The organism is Thalassobaculum sp., from assembly GCF_040219215.1.
In the GTDB taxonomy this organism is placed as follows: Bacteria; Pseudomonadota; Alphaproteobacteria; order Thalassobaculales; family Thalassobaculaceae; genus Thalassobaculum_A.
Genome location: NZ_JAVJSX010000024.1, coordinates 88,619 through 108,446 on the forward strand (window position 1 = coordinate 88,619; position 19,828 = coordinate 108,446).

Annotated in this window: 20 protein-coding genes and 1 tRNA gene; 10 read left to right on the top strand and 11 right to left on the bottom strand. The window is 65.1% G+C overall.

Annotated elements, in window-relative coordinates; all coding sequences use genetic code 11:
* Nucleotides 1-60: 60 nt before the first annotated feature.
* From RIC54_RS17560 to RIC54_RS17570, 3 genes are all read right to left on the bottom strand, one after another.
* Nucleotides 61-1,458: an MATE family efflux transporter gene (locus RIC54_RS17560; RefSeq protein WP_350089531.1), complete on the bottom strand. Its 1,398-nt coding sequence runs from the start codon at nt 1,456-1,458 to the stop codon at nt 61-63.
* Nucleotides 1,455-1,985, bottom strand: coding sequence for a winged helix-turn-helix transcriptional regulator (locus RIC54_RS17565; protein ID WP_350089534.1), 531 nt, complete (start codon nt 1,983-1,985; stop codon nt 1,455-1,457). Before RIC54_RS17565 ends, RIC54_RS17560 begins: the two co-directional genes overlap by 4 nt.
* A 237-nt stretch (nt 1,986-2,222) precedes the next feature.
* Nucleotides 2,223-2,903 carry a FadR/GntR family transcriptional regulator gene (locus RIC54_RS17570; RefSeq protein WP_350089537.1) on the bottom strand — a complete coding sequence of 227 codons (681 nt, stop codon included), beginning with the start codon at nt 2,901-2,903 and terminating at the stop codon, nt 2,223-2,225.
* Between the two features lie 198 nt (nt 2,904-3,101).
* Between RIC54_RS17570 and RIC54_RS17575 the strand changes: the two genes are divergently transcribed.
* From RIC54_RS17575 to RIC54_RS17600, 6 genes are all read left to right on the top strand, one after another.
* Nucleotides 3,102-4,097 carry an ABC transporter substrate-binding protein gene (locus RIC54_RS17575; protein WP_350089540.1) on the top strand — a complete coding sequence of 332 codons (996 nt, stop codon included), beginning with the start codon at nt 3,102-3,104 and terminating at the stop codon, nt 4,095-4,097.
* Nucleotides 4,098-4,177: 80 nt separating this feature from the next.
* Nucleotides 4,178-4,939 carry an ABC transporter permease gene (locus RIC54_RS17580; protein WP_350089543.1) on the top strand — a complete coding sequence of 254 codons (762 nt, stop codon included), beginning with the start codon at nt 4,178-4,180 and terminating at the stop codon, nt 4,937-4,939.
* The gene (locus RIC54_RS17585) at nt 4,936-5,736 is read left to right on the top strand and encodes an ABC transporter ATP-binding protein (RefSeq protein WP_350089546.1); all 801 of its coding nucleotides are present in this window, start codon (nt 4,936-4,938) and stop codon (nt 5,734-5,736) included. The genes RIC54_RS17580 and RIC54_RS17585 overlap by 4 nt, the downstream gene beginning before the upstream one ends.
* Nucleotides 5,737-5,743: 7 nt before the next feature.
* Nucleotides 5,744-6,499, top strand: a complete 756-nt coding sequence (locus tag RIC54_RS17590; protein WP_350089549.1) for an ABC transporter permease — start codon at nt 5,744-5,746, stop codon at nt 6,497-6,499.
* 24 nt (nt 6,500-6,523) lie between these two features.
* Nucleotides 6,524-7,210, top strand: coding sequence for a fumarylacetoacetate hydrolase family protein (locus RIC54_RS17595; protein ID WP_350089552.1), 687 nt, complete (start codon nt 6,524-6,526; stop codon nt 7,208-7,210).
* A 160-nt stretch (nt 7,211-7,370) separates the two neighbouring features.
* Complete coding sequence (locus tag RIC54_RS17600; protein ID WP_350089555.1) at nt 7,371-8,024, top strand: hypothetical protein; 654 nt, start codon at nt 7,371-7,373, stop codon at nt 8,022-8,024.
* Between the two features lie 22 nt (nt 8,025-8,046).
* On the opposite strand, the gene RIC54_RS17605 is transcribed toward RIC54_RS17600, so the two are convergent.
* A complete protein-coding gene (locus RIC54_RS17605) occupies nt 8,047-8,559 on the bottom strand; it encodes a winged helix-turn-helix transcriptional regulator (protein WP_350089558.1) in 513 nt (170 codons plus the stop codon).
* 89 nt (nt 8,560-8,648) lie between these two features.
* Here RIC54_RS17605 and RIC54_RS17610 point away from each other — a divergent pair, with 89 nt between their 5' ends.
* Nucleotides 8,649-9,302, top strand: a complete 654-nt coding sequence (locus tag RIC54_RS17610; RefSeq protein WP_350151259.1) for a dihydrofolate reductase family protein — start codon at nt 8,649-8,651, stop codon at nt 9,300-9,302.
* A 199-nt stretch (nt 9,303-9,501) separates the two neighbouring features.
* Here the strand turns inward: RIC54_RS17610 and RIC54_RS17615 are convergent, their stop codons facing one another.
* The 5 genes from RIC54_RS17615 to RIC54_RS17635 all read right to left on the bottom strand — a co-directional run bounded on the left by RIC54_RS17615 (nt 9,502) and on the right by RIC54_RS17635 (nt 13,709).
* On the bottom strand, nt 9,502-10,236 hold the full coding sequence (locus tag RIC54_RS17615; RefSeq protein ID WP_350089564.1) for a DUF899 domain-containing protein: 735 nt from the start codon (nt 10,234-10,236) through the stop codon (nt 9,502-9,504).
* 63 nt (nt 10,237-10,299) lie between these two features.
* Nucleotides 10,300-11,013 carry a DUF899 domain-containing protein gene (locus RIC54_RS17620; RefSeq protein ID WP_350089567.1) on the bottom strand — a complete coding sequence of 238 codons (714 nt, stop codon included), beginning with the start codon at nt 11,011-11,013 and terminating at the stop codon, nt 10,300-10,302.
* Nucleotides 11,014-11,015: 2 nt separating this feature from the next.
* Complete coding sequence (locus RIC54_RS17625; protein ID WP_350089570.1) at nt 11,016-11,309, bottom strand: hypothetical protein; 294 nt, start codon at nt 11,307-11,309, stop codon at nt 11,016-11,018.
* A gap of 310 nt (nt 11,310-11,619) precedes the next feature.
* Nucleotides 11,620-13,290 carry a methyl-accepting chemotaxis protein gene (locus RIC54_RS17630; protein WP_350089573.1) on the bottom strand — a complete coding sequence of 557 codons (1,671 nt, stop codon included), beginning with the start codon at nt 13,288-13,290 and terminating at the stop codon, nt 11,620-11,622.
* Nucleotides 13,291-13,632: 342 nt separating this feature from the next.
* Nucleotides 13,633-13,709: transfer RNA gene (locus tag RIC54_RS17635), tRNA-Arg, on the bottom strand.
* Nucleotides 13,710-13,850: 141 nt separating this feature from the next.
* Between RIC54_RS17635 and RIC54_RS17640 the strand changes: the two genes are divergently transcribed.
* Entirely contained in the window at nt 13,851-15,551 is a 1,701-nt protein-coding gene (locus tag RIC54_RS17640) for an FAD-dependent oxidoreductase (RefSeq protein WP_350089576.1), read from the top strand.
* 10 nt (nt 15,552-15,561) lie between these two features.
* On the opposite strand, the gene RIC54_RS17645 is transcribed toward RIC54_RS17640, so the two are convergent.
* A complete protein-coding gene (locus RIC54_RS17645; protein WP_350089579.1) occupies nt 15,562-16,401 on the bottom strand; it encodes a TauD/TfdA dioxygenase family protein in 840 nt (279 codons plus the stop codon).
* Nucleotides 16,402-16,506: 105 nt separating this feature from the next.
* Between RIC54_RS17645 and RIC54_RS17650 the strand changes: the two genes are divergently transcribed.
* Nucleotides 16,507-17,517: an alpha/beta fold hydrolase gene (locus RIC54_RS17650; protein WP_350089582.1), complete on the top strand. Its 1,011-nt coding sequence runs from the start codon at nt 16,507-16,509 to the stop codon at nt 17,515-17,517.
* 84 nt (nt 17,518-17,601) lie between these two features.
* Complete coding sequence (locus RIC54_RS17655) at nt 17,602-18,591, top strand: DMT family transporter (protein WP_350089585.1); 990 nt, start codon at nt 17,602-17,604, stop codon at nt 18,589-18,591.
* Here RIC54_RS17655 and RIC54_RS17660 read toward each other — a convergent pair.
* Nucleotides 18,588-19,814: a CoA transferase gene (locus tag RIC54_RS17660; protein ID WP_350151261.1), complete on the bottom strand. Its 1,227-nt coding sequence runs from the start codon at nt 19,812-19,814 to the stop codon at nt 18,588-18,590. The two genes, RIC54_RS17655 and RIC54_RS17660, sit on opposite strands and share 4 nt — an antisense overlap.
* Nucleotides 19,815-19,828 lie beyond the last annotated feature (14 nt).

Below are 19,828 nucleotides of genomic sequence, written 5' to 3' on the forward strand. Positions count from 1 at the left end.
CGGCAGCAGCCTCCTACCGGCAGCGGCCGAACTCAACCCGCAAGATTCGCAAGCGATTGGCTATCCGGCTGAACCACGAAACCAGGCACCGCCACTGATCGCCACCGCCATCGTGGCTCCATAGACGACAAGGCCAAGGGCAACCGCCGCGAACAGCCAATCGATCGAACCGGTCAGGCGCAACGCCAACCAGCCGCCGCCCATCGCGACGAGCAAGCGCAGGAACCCGCTGCACAGCGGCCACAGCAGGCGTCCCGCCCCTTGCGAGGCGAAGTACAACGCTAGGCCGAGACCGAAGAAGCCGTAGGACGGCCCGACGATCCGCAGATAGGCGCTCCCGGCCTCGATCATTGCCGGTTCCGCACTGAACAGCGCCAGCCAGGCCTGCGGCCAGATCGCGGCAGCCAGACCGATCGTTTCGGTCAGCGCGAACGCCAAGCCCCCGCCGATCACCGCGATGCGCAGCGCCCGCTCCTGGTTTCCGGCACCGATGTTCGTGCCGACCAGCGCCACCAGCGGGGCGCCGAGACCGAAGACCAGGGGTACCAGCAGGTACTCCAGCCGGACGGCCGTGCCGAACCCGGCGATGGCATCGGTGCCGGCGGCACTGGCGACCAACCCGGTCACCACCGCGACCGTCACGTTGGTCTGCAGCGAGGTAATCGACCCCACCGCTCCGATTCGCAGGATGTCGCGGAGCGGCAGCCAGCGCAGCCGAACCCATCGGAACCGTGCAAGATTGCGGCCGGCCAGGATATACCAGCCGAGCACCGCCGTGCCGGCGGCGTAGTACAGCACCAGCGCCGCGCCGCCGCCCGCGATGCCCATCGCCGGAATCGGCCCCAGTCCGAAGATCAGCACCGGCGACAGCGGCACCAGCAGCACGACCCCGCCGCAGATCACCAGGGCCGGCACCAGCATGTTGCCGGTGCCGCGGATCACGCTTGCCAACCCGTTCATCACCCACAGCAAGGCGTTGCCACCGAACACCACGGCGGAATAGATCACCGCCGCCTCAAGCGCTGCGCCTTCGCCGCCGAGCAGGCCGTACAAGGATCGGCCGTACAGCAGCATCAACCCCGAGACTGCGAGGCCGAGCACCACGTTGATCGCGATTGCGTGCAGGACCAGCGCGTCGGCCTCATCGCGCCGGTCGCCACCCAGGGCGCGGGCGATCGCCGAGGAGATGCCGCCGCCCATCGCACCGGCCGAGATCATCTGGGTGAGCATCAGCACCGGGAACACCAGCGCCATGCCGGCCAGCGCGTCGGTGCCGAGATGCGACACCCACCAGGTCTCGATCAGCCCGGTCGACGCCTGAGCCACCATGATCAGGACGTTCGGCCACGCCATGCGCAGCAGCATCGGCACGATCGGATCGTTCAGCATCCGCTGGGTGCGCGCGTTCATCCGCGATGCCGGCACCGTCACTGGCGGCATCTTTGCGTCGACGTTCATGAGGGCGCCTTCACGGAGTCGGCCGCCTTCGGATCGCGCCCGTCGTAGCGGCGGCGGACCCGATGATCGGCCGCCGGACCGGGGGCCGAGCGGAACACCGGATCGCTGAGCGGCAGCCCGCTGACCCGATCCACCAGCACCGGATCGGCAGTCTCGCCGGTTTCGCGGTTGACGATCAGCACACTGGCACCTTCCGGGGCGAAGTGGCGGTTGCCCCAGGCCAGCATCGCCTGCAGCACCGGCCGGAACTCCCGTCCGCACTCGGTCGGCACATACTCGTCGCGCGGTGGCCGCTCGCTGTAGCGCCGCCGCTCCAGGAGGCCGGTTTCCACAAGGGAATTCAGCCGCCGGGTCAGCATGTTCGGCGCGATCCCCAGGCTCTTCTGGAACTCGTCGAACCGGGTCAATCCGTGGAGCGCGTCCCGCATGATCAGGATGCTCCACCACTCGCCCACCCGCTCAAGGCTGCGGGCGATCGGACACGGCAAGTTGCCAAAGCTTTTCCGCTGCATGAGCGGACCGTGCATCAGTTACTATCATGATGCAAGTTAGAATTCTTTGCCGGTTCGACGGACTAAATACGCCATGGGGCCATCGGCCGTGGAGCGTCCGCCTGCCGGCCTGGAAACAGCACTGCCCACGCGACGACGCCGCCCGCCATCGCACGACAAGATGGAGCAAAATTCTCTGCGGTTCGGATCGAAGGATGGATTCCCAGGACGACCTATAGGCCGTCGAATGCAGGCACGACCTAACTCGGCTCTTTACTCAGCCGCCTCGCGCCGCAGCAGCAGCCTTTGCTCGACCTTGGCCAGATGCCGGCGCATCGCGCGGGTCGCCTCCTCGACGTCGCGCTCCTCAATAGCAGCGACGATCGCTTCGTGGTCCCCGAAGCTATGGTGGTCGGCTGGCGGTTGAGCAGGCTGGTCCCGCAGGCGACCCCAGACAACGGTGCGTCGGATCGCGTTGAGCGAGTCGAACAGAGACAGCAGAACGACGTTCCGCGCAGCCTCGGCCACCGCACGGTGCAGGCGGTTGTCCCAGTTCTCGTACTGTCGCCAGGACTCCGCCCGGCGCGCGCCGGACAGGCAGCGGTGCATCTCGTCGATATCCTCGGTGGTGGCCTGCAGCGCCGCCTCGCCCGTCAACAGCGGCTCGATCAGCAGGCGGGCACGCATCACCTCTGACGGATTGGTTTGACCCGCGACGGCGGCAATGGTCGAAAGCTCCTCGACCGGGCGGGTACCGATGAACGTACCCTTGCCGACGTGGCGCCAGAGATCGCCGGCCGATTCCAGTGTCGCCAGCGCCTTGCGCAACTCGCCGCGCGGAACCCCCAGCAGATCGCAGAGCTCCCGCTCTGGAGGCAGCCTGGAGTTATCCGGCAGATGGCGTTGCGCCAAATAGGCCTTGAGCTGCGTCAGGGCGCTCTGTCCGCCATCCATTCCGATCACCCAGCCCCGAAATCAGAGTCCACGCCTTGATGCCACCCATTACTCTGGCCACTCCTCGACCGTCAAGAATCCTGATTGGTCAAATTCATTTGCTTAACCAATTTGAAAATGGTTACGCTCGAACCAAGGCTGCGGAATCGGCAGATACACGCCTAACGAGCAACCACGCGGCCGTGGGAGGAAGCAGCGATGAACATGATGGTCAGCAGAACAATGCGTGGTCTGGCACTCGCTGCGGGCGTCACCGCGATGCTGGCTACGGCCGGTCCTGCCGCCGCCGCAGGCAAAGTGCGTGTCGCCCTCGGCGACGTACTCTCGGTGGAGACGCTGGCCGTCGCGATTGCGCTGGAACGAGCCAAGGACCGCGGCGTCGACTACGAGATGACCGCCTTCGCCAAGGAGGAACTGGCGATTCAGTCGATCGTCAACGGCCAGATGGACATCGGGATCGGCACGCCATACTCGGTCATCCAGAAGTCCAAGGTGCCGCTGAAGATTGTCTTTCAGATGTCGCGACTGGTGTTCTTTCCGGTCGTCAGCAACAAGTACCCGGACTGGAAGTCACTGAACGGACAGCCTTTTACCTTCCACGCCCGCGGCACCGGAACCGAGGCCATCGGCAACATCATCGCGAAGCGGGAAGGCATCCAGTTTGGCGATCGCAGCTACGTCCCGGGGTCGGAGAACCGGATCATCGCCATGATGAACGGCCAGATCGACGCAACCATCGTCGACCTCGCCAACAAGAACCTGCTGATGTCCAAGGCGTCCGACCGGTTCCACGTGCTGCCCGGCCTCGACGATCCGGCCAGCGACGAGCTGATCTTCGCGAGTGCCGGCTGGCTGAAGGACAACCAGCAGGCCGCCGACATCATCGTAGAGGAACTGCTGCGACTGTGGCGGGACATGAAGTCCAATCCCGCCATTGTCGAAGAGGAACGCGCCAAGCGCGGCCTGCTCAGCGACCAGCCGAAGGAGATCCTTGCCGAGGTTGTCCCGTTCTACACTGAAGGAGCCAAGGAAGGCCTGTTCGATCCGAAAGGCGGCGGCGCCAAGGCGGCCAAGGCCGACTTCGACTTCTACACCGAGGCTGGCCAGATGCAGGGACCGGCATCGAGCCTGAAGGTCGGGGACTACTGGGACCTGGGTCCTCTGGAAAGAGCGGCGAAGAAGCTTGGCGGGTGACCGGACCGCACACCTCCGGCCCGGCGACTTCACCCACCGCCGGGCCTCCTTTGCTTCTCCGACAACGGGCCCCGATCATCGTGAACGCGATCCTTACCCACGCCATTAGCCTCCGGCTGCTCTCGGTGATCGTCGTCTGTGGCGCCTGGGAGTACGGCGGGCGGGTGCCGATCAGCCCGGCGTTTCCGACCTTCGGGGAAACCATGGCCGCCCTGGGCGGTCTGCTGGCCGACGGATCGTTGCAGCAGGCGTTCCTGATCACCCTGCAACCGCTCGCCCTCGGCCTGTTGATCTCCGTGGTCGTCGGGATCGCGCTGGGTGTCACCATGGGGTTGAGCCAGCCCGCCGAGTGGCTCGGCTCGCCGCTGTTCATCATCGCCCAGTCGGCCCCCCTGGCGGCGCTGATCCCGATCCTGACCTTCGCCTACGGCATCGGCCTGACCTCGAAGGTTCTGACGGTGTGCATCATGGCAATGCCGGTGATCGTACTGAACTCGCTGAACGCGGTACGCCACACCCCAGCCAACCTGCTGGAGATGTGCCACGCCTTCCTCGGCAACCGAGCCCAGGTGATCTGGAAGATCATTCTGCCGGCTGCTGCACCGGTGATCTTTGCCGGGCTGCGCCTCGGCTGCGCCGCCGGCTTTATCGGCGTCATCCTGGCCGAGCTGCTGATCACCCCGACCGGGATCGGCGACATCATCACCTACAACCAATCGATCGCGGACTACCCGAAGATGTACGCCGCGATCTTCTCGATCATCGTGTTCTCGGTGCTGTTCATCGAACTGGTCGAACGGATGGAGATCACCTTGTTCCGACCGGAGAAACGCGCCGTATGACCGCCGTCGCCAAACCAACCTTCGCCGCCCAGCCGGCGCCTCCCACCGCCGTCCGGATTCGAGAGGTCACCAAGATCTATCCCGGCGGGGTCGAGGCACTCTCCGGAATCGATCTGGACATCCCGGAGGGGCGCCTGACGACCCTGCTCGGGCCATCGGGTTGCGGCAAGACCACGCTGCTGAAGATCATCGCCGGCCTGCTGCCGGCCACCAGCGGAACCGTGGAGGTGGACGGTGCGCTGGTCACCGGACCCGGCCCGGAGCGGGCCTTCGTATTCCAGGATTTCGCGCTGATGCCGTGGGCCACGGTGATGCGCAACGTCGCCTTCGGTCTCGAACTGCGCGGCGTTGCCAAGTCCGAGCGCGAGGCGGTGGCGGAGAAGTACATCGCCGCGGTCGGCCTGAAGGGCTTCGAGACCGCCTACCCGCACGCCCTGTCCGGCGGCATGCGCCAGAGGGTCGGGCTGGCCAGGGCGCTGGCCGTGGACGCCAAGGTCCTCCTCATGGACGAACCGTTCTCGGCTGTCGACGAGCAAACCCGTCGCAAGTTCCAGGAGGACATGCTGGATCTGGTGGCTCGCGAGCGGAAGACCTTCGTGTTCGTCACCCACTCGATCGAGGAGGCGGTCTACCTCTCGGACCGTATCGTTCTGCTGGCGCGTCGGCCGAGCCGGGTAACCACGATCGTGGAACCGGACATTCCTCGCGGCGCCGACGCGGACAGCATCCGCCGCGACCCGGTCTATCTCGACACGGTCGAGGAGATCTGGCGAGGCCTGAAGCAGTACCTGGATTGAGGAAGAGATGATCATCGCCGGCTACCGCATCCCGCTGTTCGCCTCGCTGCTGGTCTGGGGGTTGATCTGGGAGCTGTTCGGCCAGTTGGGTGCGACCCTGGTGGTTCCGCCGCTGTCCGCCGTTCTGGATCGCATGGTCGAGATCGTCCCGACCAAGGTGTTTGCCAGCGCGTTGTGGATCACCGGCAAGGCGTTCTTTGCAGGCGTGCTGATCGCCGTGCTGGTGGGAGTGCCGCTCGGCGTGTGCATGGGACGCTCGGTGATCATGGACCGGCTGCTGCTGCCCTGGGTGAACCTGTTCCTTTCGGCACCGCTGACCGCGCTGGTCCCGGTGATCATGGTGCTGTTCGGGTTCGGGCAGACCACCATCATTCTCACGGTGGTGCTGTTCGCCATCTGGATCATCGTGCTCGATGCCCGCGCCGGAGTACGGGCGATCTCGCCGTCGCTGGTGGAAATGGCACACAGCTTTGGTGCGACGCGATGGCAGGCGTTCCGGCACATCTACATGTGGGCGGCACTGCCGGAGATCCTGTCGGGGGTTCGCCTCGGCATGATCCGCGCGGTCAAGGGAGTGGTGATCGGCCAGCTTCTGGTGTCGATCGTCGGATTTGGGCGGCTGTTCGAATTGTACTCGTCGCGGTTCCTGATGGAGCATTTCTGGGCGCTGCTGTTCGTCCTCTTCGCCTTTGCCTTTGCGATCAACGAAGGCCTCGCGTGGCTTGAGCGCAAGGTCGAGTACTACGCCGCGTCGCGCGGCTGATCCCCCACCTGGAGACAACCGTCCATGACCACCGTTTTTCCCGCCGCCGCGCCCGCGACCCTTGCCGTTCGAGGCAGTGGCGTCGTCTTTCCGGTGCACCGCATCTACTGCGTCGGCCGCAACTACGCAGCCCACACCATCGAGATGGGCGGCGACCCGGATCGCGAGGATCCCTTCTTCTTCCAGAAGAACCCCGACAACCTGGTGCTTGGTGGTGCCGACTTCCCCTATCCGCCGAAGTCGAGCGACGTGCACCACGAAATCGAAATGGTGGTGGCGCTGCACAAGGGCGGCAGCGACATTCCGCTGAAGGCGGCCATGGACTGCGTCTACGGCTACGCCGTCGGTTTGGACATGACACGGCGCGATCTGCAGGGTGCCTGCAAGCAGGCCGGCCGGCCGTGGGAGATCGGCAAGGCGTTCGAACACTCCGCTCCGTGCAGCGACCTGGCCCCCGCCTCCGAGATCGGCCATCCGGCAAACGGCGCGATCTGGTTGAAGGTCAACGGCGAAACCCGACAGACCGGTGACCTGAACCAGATGATCTGGAAGGTGCCGGAAATGATCTCCTATCTGTCGGGCCTGTTCGAACTGCGGCCTGGCGACCTCATCATGTCCGGCACCCCGTCCGGGGTCGGACCGGTGCAGCGCGGCGATGTTCTGCACGGGCATGTCGACGGTGTCGGTGACCTGCATACAAAAGTAGTCTGACCCGGCTGACGTCAGTTCACCGTTGTTTTTGACACCGTCGGGGACCGGCAGAGCCCACCGGTTAAGGATGCGTTAAGCTCAATCGGTCAGGTTGGCGCGAACACCGTGCGTTCGACGCGGCGAACCAATTCATGTGCGCGCCGCAGCGAGGGTGCTTGGAATGGCTGTCTGGTCCTGGACCGCTGAGTATCTGTCGATGGACGGGTTGACCAACCCGGACTTCCGGGCGTTAGCCGACCACTGGAAGGCGACGAGCCGGGCGATCGACGGCGAAGTTCCGGAAGCGGACTCGATCGACATTCACGCATTCGAGACGATCTTCCCGCATCTGGCACTGGTCGACGCCGCCGACATCAAGCACCCCAAATACATCGCCGTCGGATCGGCATTGGTGAAGCTGCTGGGCTCAGACCCGACCAACAAGCCGTTGGAACGAGTCTACCGGGCCGACGTGTTCCAGGAGATCCAGAAATGCTTCGAACGGTCGATCACCGAGAAGCGCCCGCTGATGTTCCGCCGCGAATTCCAGCTGATGGGCCGCAGCCTCGGATATGATCGCCTGGTCCTGCCCCTGACCCTGCACGGGGCGGTGAATCGCTTGCTGGTGGCGATCTATCCGCTCGACGGATCGCTGAAGCGGGCCTCGCAGTGGCTGAGCTATCTGCGCGCCACCGAAGACCGGTCGGACCGCGAGTCCGCGTTTGCCGGACTGTGGGCCACCGACGTGGGTGCCACCGCCACGCCGATGCACGACAGCCGGCTGTCGATCTTCGACGATACCTACGAGCGTACCGACCGCGACCAGGACCGGTAGCGACTACGCCCCGGACGGCCGCCTACCGACCCCTCGATCGCCGAACTTCATCATAGGCTTCGGTCAGCCGCGCGAGCACGGACGACGCGTGCTGCCCGTTGGCGCCACCGACCGGGTCCTCGACGTGGATGACGCGAAGCTCGTCCATGAAGGCATTCCACATCGGCTCCCCGCCCTGCTCCAGCAGTTGCGCCCTGATGCTGAGTTCCTCGGTGACCGGCAGGTGCCGGCGTCCCCACGCGCCGATGGCCGCAAGAACCGGTACCAGTTGGATCGCCGGTTCGGTCAGGCTGTAGATGGCCTTCTGGCTGTGGCTGGGGTCATCGCGCTTGCTGATCAAGCCAAGTGATACCAGGCGCTTGAGCCGGGCGGCCAGGATATTGGAGGCGATCCCCTCGTGCGAACGCGTCAGAAGTTCGCGGAAGTGGCGCCGGTTCCCGAACATCATGTCGCGGATCACCACCAGGCTCCACCGGTCGCCCAACACCTCCATCGTCAGATTGATCGGGCATCCCGACCGCCGCTCGATCTTCACGCATCAGCTCCCCTCAAAAACCGATTGCAAAATAGGATCGGTTATGCGATTCCACAACCAGTTGCAATATGCAATCACATTTGGAGAAGATGGCTGTGACCAAGGTTCGTGTTTCCTGTTTCACCCTGTCGATTGACGGCTTCGGCGCCGGCCCTCGGCAGAGCCTCGACAATCCGCTCGGGGCGGGGGGCGAAGCCCTCCACGAATGGATGTTTCCAACCCGGTTCTTTCAGCACACCCTGCTGGGAAGCGATCAGGGTACGACCGGTATCGACAACGAATTTGCCGACCGCGGGATGGCGAACCTCGGCGCCTGGATCATGGGCCGGAACATGTTCGGACCGGTGAGGGGCGAATGGCCCGACGGCACGTGGAAAGGCTGGTGGGGCGACAACCCGCCCTACCACACCGATGTCTTCGTCCTCACCAACCATGAACGTCCGCCGCTGGCCATGGAGGGCGGCACCGTGTTTCATTTCGTGACCGACGGAATCCACGCTGCGCTTGAACGGGCGAAAGCCTCGGCAGGTGACCGGGACATCCGGATCGGCGGCGGCGTCAGCACGATCAGACAGTACCTGGAAGCCGGCCTTGTCGACGAGATGCACCTGGCGATCAGCCCCGTACTTCTGGGCACCGGCGAGCACCTGCTCGGGGCGATCGACCTTCCGGCACTCGGCTTCGACCGCGTCGACTACACGCCGACGCCGGCGGCGGCCCACTACGTCCTCAGAAAGCAATAAAGACGGGGCAGTAGGCACGAAACAGCAGGGATGAGGCGATGCGGCGGACAACATCCTGTCCGCCGCCTGCGCATCCCGGCAGCACCGCGAGCAGCGCGTGCCGAGCGCCTGATATGCGCCGCTCAACCGGATCCAACTCATGGTACCGGCCTCGTTGCGATCCTTTGGGGATATGGTCGAGCCTGTTGAGCGCCGGCCGCTAAACCTTGTCTCGATCAGGGTCCGTGACCCCGTCGTCATGCCAGATCCACCATCCGTACGGTGGGCTCTGGGGATAGCCCTCGGGTGAGTCCTCCCACGACTCTTGGCGACCGAGTGCCGTGATGTCGAGATAGTTCCAGGTGTTCCCCATTTGCTCGTCGCCACGGCCGTTGATGAAGCCGGTGCGGAACACGCGGTTGCCGTCGCGAATGAACGCGTTCGTGCCGTGCCATTCGTCCACACCGAAGTCGGCATCGAAATCGTCCGTCAGCGTGTACCAGGGGATGTGTTCCCAGCCCATCTTCGCCTTCAGGCGCCGAAGGTCGTCCTGCGACCCGCGCGAGACAAAGGCGAGGCTGGTGTCGCGGGCGCCCAGATGCGCCGGGTGCGCGACCTGATCGGCGACCATGGAACAACCGATACAGCCGCGCTCCGGCCAGCGCCCGACACCGGGCTCCATGAAAGCGCGGTAAACGATCAGCTGCCGACGGCCACCGAACAGGTCGAGCAGGCTCAGATGGCCTTTCGGCCCTTCAAAGGCATAGTCTTTCTCGACCGCCAGCCAGGGCATCCGCCGGCGTTCGGCGGCCAGGGCGTCGCGAGACCGCGAATGGGCCTTCTCCTTCACATGCAATTCATCCCATGCGGCCTTCCACTCCTCCGCCGACACAACCGGCGGCGTCCGCATTCCGAGCAGTTCGCCTCCTCGGCCATTCTCAGATGACGTGGTCATGGTTCTTGATCCTCCAGATGGTGGGTTGGATCCGAGATGTCGCGTGAGCTGTTCGCTACAGCGCTATGCTCGCTGCTTTCCTGCCTGTGGGTACTCGTCGTGCAGTCGGACCCAACTCATGGTGCCGGCCTCGTTGCGGCCCTTGGGGGCAAGGTCGAGCCAGTTGAACGCCCCCATCGTCAGCTCAGTGCCGCGGTGAAAGGTCGAGTAGCTGTGGAACACGGCATCGCGGTCGCCCTTCACGAAAACGCTGATGCCGAACATGTCCTCGCTGCTGCGGATCGGCGTGCCGTAGTTGTAGGTGGCGCGGCCGGCAGCGATGTCTTCAGGCGTGAACGACACGCCGAAGTCGAAGTTGAAGTCGCTTCCGTGGGACGACACCCACGGAAAGGTCCAGCCCATCCGTTCCCTGACCGCCTCGATCTGCCGTAGCGGCGCGCGCGAGACCGCGGCGAACGCCAGATCGGCCTGTTCGAAGTGCTGCCGCGCCGCGTCGACATGGTCGACGGTGTATGAGCAGCCCGCGCAGATGTGATCCGAGCCGGGCGTCAGCATGAAGTGATAGATGGCGAGTTGGCTGCGGCCGGCGAACAGGTCGCCGAGCGTGCGCTCACCCTGCGGTCCCTCGAACACATAGGGCTTGTCGATCCGGACCCACGGCAGTTGCCGCCGTTCGGCGCGCAGGGCGTCGAGTTGGTGGGTCATGACGCGTTCCCTGGCGAGAAGCGCCTTGCGGGCCGCCAGCCACTCCTCGCGTGAAACTACGGGATGTTCCATGGTCAGTCTCCTTCGGCTCTGTCTGCGGGTTTGATCGGCTCTCGCGAACGGCCGGAAACCAGCGTCAACCAAGGCGACAGATGGAAGATGCCCATCAGCAGGGACATCCAGACCATGCCGTCGATCGGCAGGATCGCCGATGCTGTGGAGCACATGGCCATGCCGGCCGCATCGCTTGCCGATGCCCACGCCATAAGCGCGAAGGTCGGCGAGGCGGCAAGGCCTAGATACTTGGCCACAACGCGTGCCCATCCGGTCGATGTGCTGTCAGGGTTGGCTGCGGTGAGCAATGTCATTGTCTGACCTCGGTCGATCTGGGCTGTTTCCAGCCGTTGCAGAACCGAACGAGGACTTAGGACGGCAGAAGCGCCGGGTGAGAGTGACAAATCTGGCGGGATTTCAATGGACGCTGCCGATCTTGAGCGCTGTGCGAACGCCTGCAACCGGCATCGAAGCATTTGCAACTGCTGATCGCGGGGTCGGCTTTGATAGGCGACAGCTTTGGTTCTCTTCGGGCGACGAGACGGCCTCGGCGGAATGGTTGAGAACCAGCCCGCTGGCCCCGGCGATCTCGCAGACTGGCCGAACGTTCCGCCGCGTTACCGGCTACGCGGCCCGTACGTTCAACAGGAACCCTTCGATCGCCTTTCGAAGCTCCGCAGCCTGGACGGTTACAATGTCTGCGGCACCCTTCACGTTCTCGGCCGCGGAACCAGCTTGCCCCGCTGCTTCGGTGACGCCGGATATGTTGGATGACACCTCTTGAGTGCCCGATGCCGCGTCTTGCACGTTGCGGGAGATCTCCCGGGTAGCGGCTTCCTGTTCCTCAACGGCGCTGGCGATTGTCGTGGCGATAACATTGATCTCGCCGACCGTGCCGGCAATGCCCTTGATTGCCGCGACGGCCTCTCCGGTTGCCATCTGGATGTCGCTCACCTGCTGGCCGATGTCTTCGGTCGCTTTCGCTGTCTGATTTGCCAGCGATTTCACCTCCGAAGCCACCACAGCAAATCCCTTGCCGGCATCACCCGCCCGCGCTGCTTCAATGGTCGCGTTCAATGCAAGCAGGTTGGTTTGCTCGGCAATGTCCTGGATCAGGTTCACAATTTCGCCGATCTTCTGTGCCGCCTCGGCCAGCCCTTCGACATGAACATTGGTTCGATTTGCATCGTCACTGGCCTTGGAAGCAACGGTAGCCGATTGGCTGACCTGACGGCTGATCTCACCGATCGAACTGGATAGTTCTTCTGCTGCTGCAGCAACGGTCTGCACATTTGCCGATGCCTGCTCCGAGGCTGATGCAACTGCAAGGGATTGGCGGTTCGTCTCTTCGGCAATCGAGGCCATGGAAGTGGCAGTCGTCTGCATCTGCGTTGTGGCTTCAGCGACTTCGCCCAGCACGGCGGTCACCAACCGATCGAAATCGGCGGTCAGCTTCTCAATCTCCTGGGTTCGACGATCGCGCGCCTCGCGCTCACTGGCCTGCTCGACCGCCAGTTCATCCGCTCGGATCATATTGGCCCGAAAGACCTCCAGCGCGTCGGCCATGGCCCCGACTTCGTCTGCGCGCCCCAGATTGGGAACACGCACCGATTTGTCGCCTCCCGCGAGCACGCCCATCGTGACCGTCATCTCCTCGATCGGCTTCACGACCCTGCGCACGACGTAGACGTAAAGTGCCCCCAGAACCATCGCGGCAGCAATTGCGAGCGTCCCTACCATGATCCCCATAAAGAGGCGTGTCTTGGACGCTGCTGTTTGGACCTCCAGGGCGGCACGGTCGTTCATCGCCATCTGGAACGCATTCAACGGATCAACGATGACCTGCTTGTTGCGATCATAGTTCTCATCAAACATCAGTGTGCGTGCTGCATCGAAGCGCCCCTCTGAAACCGCGAGCATTGCGGCTTCCTCGGTCTTGATGAGAGCGTCGGAGTTTTTCTTCGCCTGCTCGATGAGGTCGATTTCCGCCTGCGGCGCGCCCAGCTCCTTGAGGCGACTGACAACGCGGTCACGCGTCTTGGTTTTCTTGACCTCGTGCCAATAATTGTCCAGATGGCGCTTATCGCCGAACTGAACGTAGCGCCGGGCTTCATCGGTCAGATAGTCCGACGCCCTCGCCAAATCGTTGCCGAGTTGCTTGAACTCAGCCTGACGAGCGAGCGCGTGTCGCTCCACATCGACCGCCCGATCAAAAAGGACCACACTACCGCCTGCAAGGAGGATCGCTCCGACGATGGCGCCATTCAGCAATTTTATCGATGTCGAGATGTTCATTCGCTGGACTCTTTCGCGCAATCCGGGGTTTAACAACGACAGTCGTCAACAGGCGAAACAGATTCCGAAACATATTCGAACCAGAATCACTCTGGATACTTCCGAGCCTCTGGCCTCGAATACGAACGTATTCTCAACAAGTTAATGCCTGATTAACAGATCACTTAAAGTAGAATGGTTGGGCAGGGCGACCAAGCGGGCCACAAGGTGACCACGGAACGGCCAGCGGTCATCGATGCCCGAACCAACAATCTGAAGCACCGGCCTGCACAAATGCGGGGACGGCAACGCCGGGGGCCACATGCCCGCCTCGCTTCACATCAGGCAATGTACTTGGGAGAATGGCGCACCCGACAAGATTCGAACTTGTGACCTCTGCCTTCGGAGGGCAGCGCTCTATCCAGCTGAGCTACGGGTGCGTCGAAGGCCGGAACCTAATGCGCATCGCCCGCTGAATCAAGCAGTGCGTGGCGGTCGCCCCAGCCACGCCGGTCGATTGCTACCGACCGCACGGGTGTGCTCGAATGCCGGCTCCCGCCGCCCGTTGAAAGCCCTCCGAGATGCCACAGCCCGACACCGCCACTACCCATGCCTGCGACGTCCTGGTCATCGGCTCCGGCGCCGGCGGCCTGTCGGCGGCCGTGACCGCCGCCAAGCTCGGCCTGAAGGTGCTGGTGGTCGAGAAGGAGGAGGTCTACGGCGGCACCACGGCGCGCTCCGGCGGCTGGCTGTGGATCCCGTGCAACGGGCCGTCGGCACGCGAGGGCGTGGTCGACTCGGTCGAGGCGGCGCGCACCTACCTGCAGCACGAGACCGGCAACCATTTCGACGCCGAGCGGGTCGACGCCTTCCTCGACGCCGGCCCGAAGATGGTCGAGTTCTTCGAGCGCGAGACCGAGGTCGAGTTCGTCACCGGGCCGACCTTCTCGGACTATCACCCCGATGCGCCCGGAGGCGTGCCCGGCGGCCGCTCGATCTGCGCCGCTCCCTACGACGGCCGTCGGCTCGGCTCGCGGCTGAAGACGCTGCGCCCGCCGCTGAGGGAGATCACCTTCGTCGGTATGATGATCGGCTCCGGCAAGGAGCTGCTGCACTTCTTCAACGTCACCCGTTCGGTCAAGTCGGCGGCGTTCGTCGCCGGCAAGCTGGCAGCCCACATGCGCGACCTCGCCCTGCACGGCCGCGCGGTGCGGCTGACCAACGGCAACGCCTTAGCCGGTCGACTGGCCAAGTCGGCGTTCGATGCCGGGGTCGAGCTCTGGGTCTCCAGCCCGGCGGGCGAACTCACGGTCGAGGACGGCAAGGTGGTCGGCGCGGTCGTGTCGCGCGACGGCACGCCGGTGAAGGTATCGGCCGCCAAGGGTGTGGTTCTGGCAGCCGGTGGGTTTCCGCAGGACCTCGACCGGCGCAAGCAGCTGTTCGCGCACGCAGAGCACTTCTCGCCGGCTCCTCCGGGCAACACCGGCGACGGGCTGCGGCTGGGCGAAGGTGCCGGTGCGGCGGTCGAACTGGGCTACCCCAACGCCGCCGCCTGGGTCCCGATCAGCCAGGTGCCGTGGCCGGACGGCACCATGGGCACCTTCCCGCACTTCATCGACCGGGCGAAACCCGGGGTGATCGCGACCACCGCACGGGGCGTGCGGTTCGTGAACGAGGGCAACTCCTACCACGACTTCATCCAGGCCATGGTCAAGGCCTGCGACGGCCTGGACGAGAACGCCGCTTGGCTGATCTGCGACCACCCGACGATCCGGCGCTACGGCCTGGGGTTCGTGAAGCCGTTCCCGCTGCCGCTGACCCCGCACATCAATTCCGGCTACCTGAAGCGCGGCCGCACCCTGGCGGAACTGGCAGCGGCGACCGGCATCGACGCGGCGGCGCTGGAGCGCACGGTCGCGGAGTTCAACGGCCCGGCCCGGCGCGGCGAGGACCCCGCATTCCACAAGGGCTCGACCGCCTACAACCGCTCGCTCGGCGATCCGACCGTGACGCCGAACCCGTGCGTCGCCCCGGTCGAGCGCGGGCCGTTCTATGCGGTGAAACTGGTGATCGGCGATCTCGGCACCTTCGCCGGCGTGAAGACCGATGCCAACGCCCAGGTGCTGGACAAGGCCGGCAAGCCGATCCCGGGCCTGTACGCGGCCGGCAACGACAACGCCAGCATCATGGGCGGCAACTACCCCGGCGGCGGCATCACCCTGGGTCCCGCGATGACGTTCGGCTGGGTCGCCGCCCGGCACATGGCGGGCGTGGCTGACTGAGGCTTGAGCCTCACACCGGCTTGTCGCCCGCCAGGGTGACGCGGTGCATCAGCCGGCGGAAGCCGTGGTAGTCGTTGATCGGGTTGTGCTGGGTGCAGCGGTTGTCCCAGAACGCGACCGCGCCCTTGGTCCACTGGAACCGGCAGGTCAGTTCCGACTTGATCTGGTGGCGGAACAGGAACTCCAGGATCGGCGCGCTCTCTTCCTCGGTCATGCCCTCAAAATGCGTGGTGTGGGCGACGTTGACGTACAGCACCTTGCGGCCGGTCTCCGGATGGGTGCGCACCGCCGGGTGCCGGGAGACCAGTTCGTCACCCTTCAGACCGACCGATGAGTGCTTCATCATGTCGGTGCGGGTCTTCTGGGCGGTTCCCTTGCCGGAGATGTGCACCGCCGTCAGCCCGCCCAGGAAGTTCTGCAGCGGCTCCGACAGCGTCTCGTAGGCGATGTACTGGTTGGCGAACTCGGTGTCGCCGCCATAGGGCGGAACTTCCAGCGCATACAGGATGGTGCCCATCGGCGGCACCTGCTGGTAGACCGTGTCGGAATGCCAGAGCCCGCCGAAATTGCTGCGGTCCTCCTCGCGCTTCAGGATCGGGGTGATCTCCGGAAACCCGTCGAGACCCTTCACGAACGGATAGGCGACCGGCTGGCCGAACCGCAGCGAGAACGCCATTAACTGTTCCGGCGTCAGTTCCTGGTCGCGGAAGAAGATCACCAGATGATCCAGCAGCGCCTTGCGGATCGCGCCGACCACGGCGTCGGAGAGGTTCTGTGACAGGTCGACCCCGCCGACTTCGGCGCCGATCGCTCCGGCGACCGGCTTCACGGTAAGGGCTGCTTCAGCCATGGCAGGCGTCTCCGTCAGGTCGTCCCGTTCAGGCGATGCTAGCGCAGGCAATTCGCCCGGCCTACCGTGACCGGCGGCACGAGACCGGTGAACGAGGGCACGGCGATGGACCAGCAGACATTCGACCTGGGCGCGACGAGACTGCAGCGCGGAATGACCGTTCCGAACGCCCGGATCGTCTACAGGACATACGGGACGCTCGCCCCCGACAAGTCGAACGTCGTGCTGTACCCGACGTCCTACGGCGCCCAGCACACCGACACCGAGTGGCTGATCGCGCCGGACAAGGTGCTGGATCCCGGACGCTGGTTCATCGTCATCCCGAACATGTTCACCAACGGGCTGTCGACCTCGCCAAGCAACCTGGGCGAACCGTTCGGACATGGCCGGTTCCCCGAGTTCACCCACTGGGACAATGTGCACGCCCAGAGGCGCCTGCTGGAAGAAGTGTTCGGGATTGAGCGGGTCGCTCTGGCCTATGGCTGGTCGATGGGCGCGCAGCAGGCCCTGCACTGGGGCGCGATCTTCCCGGACCGGGTGGACCGTATCGTCGCGGTCTGCGGGTCGGCCCGGACCTCAGTCCACAACAAAGTGTTCATCGACGGGGTGCGCGCCACCCTGACGGCCGACGCGGCATGGCGTGGCTCGTACTTCGCCGAGCGGCCGGTGACCGGCCTGCGCGCCATGGGCCGGGTCTATGCCGGCTGGGCGATGAGCCAGGCGTTCTACCGCGAGAACCTGCACCTGACCGTCGGGTTCAGCAGCCTGGAGGACTGGCTGGTCCGCAGTTGGGAAGCAAACTTCCTGCGCCGTTCCGGCGACGATCTGGTGGCGTCGCTGAAGACCTGGGAGTTGTCGGACATCAGCGACAACCTGGTCTACGGCGGCGACCTGGATGCGGCGCTCGGCGCGATCACCGCCAAGGCGATCGTCATGCCGTCGCGTACCGATCTGTACTTCACACCCGAAGACAGCGCGGCCGAGACGGCGAAGATGCCGAACGCCGAGTTCCGGCCGATCGAATCGATCTGGGGCCACCGCGCCGGCAACCCGGCGCTGAACCAGGTCGACATGCGGTTCCTGCGCCAGGCGGTTGACGACATCACCGACGTCTGAGGTCGGATACAGGCTTGCACATCCTCATGCTTTCGGTCCGAATGGCTGCGGGCGCAGACCGCGTCCGTCAGCAGAGTTTGCGTCATGGCACGTCCCCAGGCGGCGACAACCGTCGATCGCCCGTCGCCGCCCCCGGGAATCGCCCCCGACCAGCCGTTGCTGGCAATCGGTTTCCTGCTTGGCGCCAATTTCGTATTCACCGCGATGGACGGCTTCGCCAAGGGACTGGCCGGCTCCGGAATGGCGGCCGAGCAGATCATCCTGCTGCGCTATGCCCTGGTCTCGGTGCTGCTGCTGCCAGCGGTGCTGCGGCATTGGCACGGGCGGCCGTGGCGGACGACCCGTCCTATAGCGCACATCGCGCGTGGCGTGCTGCTGATCGGCTCGGCCACGCTGTTCGTGCACGCCATGGTCCACCTACCGCTGGAAACCGCGACCGCCATCGGCTTCGTGTCGCCGCTATACGTCACTGCCCTGTCGATCCCGTTCCTGGGTGAGAAGGTCGGGATTCGTCGGTGGGCCGCAGTCGGCGCTGGTTTCGTCGGAGTGCTGCTGATCCTGCGGCCCGGCAGCGACGTCTTTCAACTGGCGATGCTGCTTCCGCTGGTATCCTCGTTGTGCTGGGCGGCCGGCCTGATCCTGACCCGCCAGATGCGCGGAACGGAAGGGCCGCTGACCATCCTCATCTGGTCGACCGTGTCCGGGCTGGTCGCGATCATCCCGCTCGGCATCATCGACTGGCGAACTCCGACCACCGCCGAATGGAGTTTCCTGGTCGCCATCGCGATCTGCCATGTCGCCGGCCAGTACCTGACCATCCGGGCATTCATGCTGGCATCGGCGTCGCTGATCGCGCCGTTCTCGTACAGCACCCTGGTGTGGGCGATCCTGATCGGCGTCTTTGCCTTCGGCTCATATCCGGACCTGCCTACCCTGATGGGCGGCGCACTGCTGGTCGCGGCCGGCATCTACGTCTGGCATCGCGAACGCCTGGTCACCGGCATGCCGACCAACCCCGGCGGTTCGATTGCCGAGGTTGCGGAAGCATCGAAGGACGACCGGAACCCGACCTAATCGGCCTCCTCGCGTGCCACGATGCCGGTTTCGTACAGCTTGCCGATCGCTCCCGACGGCAAGCCGAGAAGGTCCCCAAGAATGGCGTCGTTGTCGGCACCCAGGATCGGGGCGGGACGGGGCGGGGCGCGATCGCCGTCGGTCGTCGCGAAGGGCGAACCGGCGGCCAGCACCGGCCCCACGCCCGGCTGATCGACCATCGCAAACATCGGATTGGCGACCGACGCCCGCGGGTCGCGCTCCAGCGCCTGCCGGACCGTCTGGTATGGGCCCCAGGACACCCCGGCGGCATCGAATGCCGAGGCTACATCGGGCAGATTCCGCGCGGCAATCCACGGGGCGACCAGCCCGGCAATCGCGTCACGATGGATGTAGCGGGCACCTTCGTCGCGCAGGCTGACACCAAGCTGAGCCTCCAGGTCCTGCACCGCCTGGGCGATGCCGCAGACCTCGACCAGCGCCTTCCATTGCTTCGACGTCAGCGCGACGATCATCACCCGCTCGCCGTCTGCAGTCGGAAAATCCCGACCGAACGCGCCGTAAAGATCGTTGCCGGACGGTCCCCGGTCGACGCCGTTGACCGACGCCTCGGCCAGGATGCCGAGATGACCGACAGTCGCGAACGCCACGTCCGAGAGCGCCAGCCGGATCGACTTGCCCTGGCCGGTGCGCATCCGTTCGATCGTGGCCGACACCAGGCCGAACGCCGCGCTAAGCCCGCAGGCGACGTCCCAGGCCGGCAGCACGTGGTTGGTCGGCGCCTCACGCCCACCGCTGCCGGTCATCGCCGGCAGGCCGACGGCCGGATTGATGGTGTAGTCGACGGCGTTCGAGCCGTCGTGATTGCCGGTTATCTCCACCTTGATCACGTCCACACGACGGGCCTGAAGTACATCGTCGGCGAGCCACGGCAGTCCCGCGAAGTTGGTCAGCAGCAGCCCCCCGCCGTCACCCGGCGCGGCAATGAGGGTCTGGACGATCTCTCGTCCCTCCGGGCGGCGGATGTCGACGCAGAGCGAACGCTTGCCCTTGTTCAATCCGGTCCAGAACAGGCTGCGCCCGGACGCGGCGGCCAACGGCCAGCGCCGGTAGTCCAGCCCGCCTCCCGGAGGATCGAAGCGGATCACGTCGGCTCCGGCCTGGGCCAGCGTCAGGCCGGCAAGCGGGGCGGCAACGAAGGCCGAGCCTTCGACAACGCGCAGGTGGCCGAGTGGGCCGAACATGATGCGATCTCCCG